We start from the raw sequence: 3860 nt of genomic DNA on the forward strand, positions 1-3860 counted from the left end.
CATTGTGAGGTCTCCTAATGCGTTAAAACCTAAGCTTAAAGGCATCGATGAAGAAAAATCAGGAAATGACTTTAAATACAGTTTTAAAACACAGGTTGGAAAAGTATATAGTTTTGAAGGCTAAAGCAAATGAGAGAATGATTGGGTTTTGAATGATTGAATGTTGGAGTAACCTGTTTAACCATTCCGTCATTCAATCATTCACTCATTCAATTATTCCCTTCCAAACATTTCTCTTCCAATTTTCGTTTAATCATAAATAGATTTTGTTATGAGCACATCCGATAAACTATTAACCGAACATAATGCTAAAGTTGTTGTCCTTGATTTTATCAATGCCTTAAACACCGAAAACTTTGAAATGGCCAGAGCACAACTGCATGACGATATGACTTTTAAAGGTGTTATGGGCGAAAGAAATGGCGCAGATATTTACATCGAAGACATGAAGAAAATGAAATTCAAATATGATGTTAAAAAAGTATTTGTAGATCAGGAAGAAGTTTGCCTTTGGTACGATATCAACATGGGTGAAAAAACAATCTTTTCAAGCGGCTGGTACAAACTGGAAGACGAGAAGATTAAATCATTCCAAGTGATTTTCGATCCGAGGCCTATATTGTAAGGGAGATGGAAACATTGTAGTATCGTCATTGCAAGAAGGCTTTTTCAGCTAACGAAGAGACCATATCAAATATATCGAATTATCATCCTGAGCCTGTCGAAGGACATAGTTAAATAATCTTTTATGTGTTTCGACAGGCTCAACATGACAAAATCTGGGAAGAAATTGTCTTTATGATACAGCCTCAATCTTAACACGATCGCTACAGGACACGCTTTAAGATTATTCATTTGTGCAGTTGTTTTTAAAGGCATTCATGAACTCAATCATTGGGTTATCTTCGGCCCCGCAATGACTAGCATTCTAAGAATATGTAAATGAGGACGTTGTCAAAAAATATTTACCAATTTATAGTTAAATAGGTAGTTAACAATAAGATTGTTCCATTCATGTTTAAGTAGAATGACGAATACTAATATACTAACAGACCTGCTTAAGCCTCCTAACAATGATGTGGCCATCTTCCAACTGAAAAAGAAACATTAAAAGCTCATCCGTTTCACTGATTTCAATACTTTTAACTGTGCCAGATTGGCCCTTTCCATCTGTTATAACCTCTCCTATTTTAATTTCTAAAAGTATAGAGGTAGGCAAATTATCATTTATTATTGTCATTTTGTAAAAGGTAAGTTCAGTGTGAATATGTTTTTTTAGACGTAAAAGATACCTTTATGGGCATTGGCAATTTCTGATACAATGTATGGAAAGATAAAACAAAACCGTATTGATTGGGAATTGAACTGAAGTCAATATCAGTCATTAACAACAATCAATACGGTCGGTTATATTAAGCTTTTAATAAAGCTGGTTTTTCGTGGTAGGTTCTCCAAAGTAACTCACCAAATAAGGTGTTAGACCAAGCAAACCAAGCCCTTGTAAAGTTTGCCGGGTTGTCTTTATTGAAAGACTCGTGCATAAAACCTTTACCAGCATGTGTCTTGCGTAACATTTCGATACAGGCTTTAATCTCTGCATCATTTTTTGAAGTTAAAGCACGCATTGTGATACTCATTGGCCAGATCATATCCTGACCAGCGTGCGGCCCACCAATTCCCTCGGCAGCTGTTCCTTTAAAGAAATACGGATTATCTTTAGAAAGGGCGAATTTCCTCGTATTCTGATAGATCGGATCTTCAATTTTCATTGCACCTAAATAAGGTAAGCCCAACAAGCTTGGTACATTAGAATCGTCCATCAGATACGAGCTTCCAAAACCATCTACCTCAAAGGCGTAAATTTTACCATATTTTGGATGACTAACGATAGCGTGTTTCTGTAGCGCTGCACTCACTTCATCAGCCAGGTTTAACAAACCGCTTTCCAAAGCCTGGTCATGCTGTAAAGCTTTAATCATTTCTGCTGCCTGCTTTAAGCTTGATACCGCAAAAAAGTTAGAAGGAACCAGGAATGGAAAAATGGTGGCGTCATCACTCGGACGGAATGCCGAACAAATTAATCCAACCGGATTTACCGGAAAACCATAACCCGCCATCGGTAATGAATCGGTAGGTTGGGTAGTTTCGCGTTGAAAATGATATGGCCCTTTATCCGTTTTTCGTTGTTGTTCTTTAAATGTTTTTAAAGTAGCTTCAATTCCTTTTTTCCAATTGGCATCAAAAGGGGTTTTATCGCCTGTTTTTTTCCAATAATGGTAAGCCAGACGGATTGGATAACATAAAGAATCTATTTCCCATTTACGCTCATGTACACCAGGCTGCATGGCCGTTTTATCGGTTTTCCACTCACCTACCTTTGTGGCATCGCCATAAAAAGCATTTGCATAAGGATCTTTTAAAACACATTTCGTTTGGTGGATAATTACGCCCGCTATCAATTTTTTAAGTGGTTCATCTTCGTTTACGAACTGAAGATATGGCCAAACCTGTGCGGAGCTATCGCGCAACCACATCGCATCAATATCACCGGTAATTACATAAGTGTCTGGTCTACCCTCTTTTTCTGAATGGTAAACCGTAGTATCTAAAGTATTGGGAAAACAGTTTTCGAACAGCCAGGCCAATTCGGGGTTTTTAACGTTTGCCTGGAAAGTTTTAATTGCGGCATCTACAGCTTTACTTTGAAAGTGCCGTTTTGCGGCAGCTACACGTACCACAGGGAATTCCGGTGCGAGATTAGCGGCAAAAGAAAATTTCGATGCGACAACTCCTGCCCCTAACAAGCCTGTGTTTTGTATAAATGTTCTTCTTTTCATTATGATGTGTTATGATATTTTGGTTTAATTTCTACTAAACGAAATCTATATATTATCGATTATGATAAATTTAGTGGTAAGATTTTATTCGGTTAGCGCTTAACAAATATTATTATAATTTTTCGAACATCAAAATCACTATAGTCAATTAAACTATTCCTAAATCGATTTTCTTATGCATCATACTGAAATTGATTCAGATAACATTTTTGACGGACCTAAAGGTAATAATTATGTCAGTAAAAATAATTTTGAATGAGTATATTTAAATAACCAAACCTATTTATATGAATGCTGATAACAGTCCCCTATCAAAACGAATTTTATCTATTGATATACTCCGCGGATTAGTGATGATCATTATGGCACTGGATCATACAAGAGATTTCTTTCATGTTGGCGCCATGACCGGCGATCCGCTAAATCCAGACACCACTACGGGGATGTTGTTTTTTACCCGTTGGATTACACATTTTTGTGCACCAACCTTTGTTTTCTTATCAGGATTATCTGCTTATTTATCGGCACAGAACAAAACGGCAGCCCAGGCGAGTTCATTTTTGTTAAAACGGGGTTTATGGTTAATACTGATAGAAATTGTTGTCATCACATTCGGGTTAACCTTTAATGGAACATATAATTTTATTATTCTTCAGGTGATCTGGGCTATAGGAACCAGTATGATATTCCTTGGATTGGCCAGTCGAATTTCGTATAAAACTGTGCTGATAACCGGCCTGATATTGGTTTTTGGGCATAATCTTTTCAATTTATTCCCTGCTCCACCAGATTCAAATGGTGGCTTGATCTTAAAAATATTTTTCACGGCATCAGGAACCGTTGTGCCGCTTTCTGCCAATCATTTTGTTGGTGTATTTTACGCCATCCTCCCATGGACAGGCGTGATGTTTGTGGGCTATGGCGTTGGTGCCTGGTATAAAAAAGGTTACGCCGCCGACCGCCGGCAGCGCAATTTATTAATTGTAGGTTTGCTCACTATCTTTGTGTTTATCTCCCTGAGGT

At 37.4% G+C, this 3860-nt stretch carries 4 protein-coding genes; 2 read left to right on the forward strand and 2 right to left on the reverse strand.

Annotated elements, in window-relative coordinates; translation table 11 throughout:
• Positions 1-271 precede the first annotated feature (271 nt).
• Positions 272-625, forward strand: coding sequence for a nuclear transport factor 2 family protein (locus AC1DND_RS22275; RefSeq protein ID WP_477584795.1), 354 nt, complete (start codon positions 272-274; stop codon positions 623-625).
• 420 nt (positions 626-1045) lie between these two features.
• Here AC1DND_RS22275 and AC1DND_RS22280 read toward each other — a convergent pair whose 3' ends face one another.
• Positions 1046-1240 (reverse strand): hypothetical protein, encoded by a 195-nt coding sequence (locus AC1DND_RS22280; RefSeq protein ID WP_477584796.1) that lies wholly within the window; start codon positions 1238-1240, stop codon positions 1046-1048.
• A gap of 172 nt (positions 1241-1412) precedes the next feature.
• Complete coding sequence (locus tag AC1DND_RS22285) at positions 1413-2837, reverse strand: glycoside hydrolase family 125 protein (protein WP_477584797.1); 1425 nt, start codon at positions 2835-2837, stop codon at positions 1413-1415.
• 287 nt (positions 2838-3124) lie between these two features.
• On the opposite strand from AC1DND_RS22285, the gene AC1DND_RS22290 reads away from it, so the two are divergent.
• Positions 3125-3860, forward strand: a 736-nt coding sequence (locus AC1DND_RS22290) for an acetyltransferase domain-containing protein (RefSeq protein ID WP_477584798.1), incomplete at its 3' end; no start/stop codon positions are given.

The sequence above is a fragment of the Pedobacter sp. 01N416 genome (assembly GCF_056399685.1).

Excerpts from the sequence above, each read along its gene's own strand:
- AC1DND_RS22275 (WP_477584795.1), top strand. The coding sequence starts at position 272 with ATGAGCACATCCGATAAACTATTAACCGAACATAATGCTAAAGTTGTT.
- AC1DND_RS22280 (WP_477584796.1), bottom strand. The coding sequence starts at position 1,240 with ATGACAATAATAAATGATAATTTGCCTACCTCTATACTTTTAGAAATT.
- AC1DND_RS22285 (WP_477584797.1), bottom strand. The coding sequence starts at position 2,837 with ATGAAAAGAAGAACATTTATACAAAACACAGGCTTGTTAGGGGCAGGA.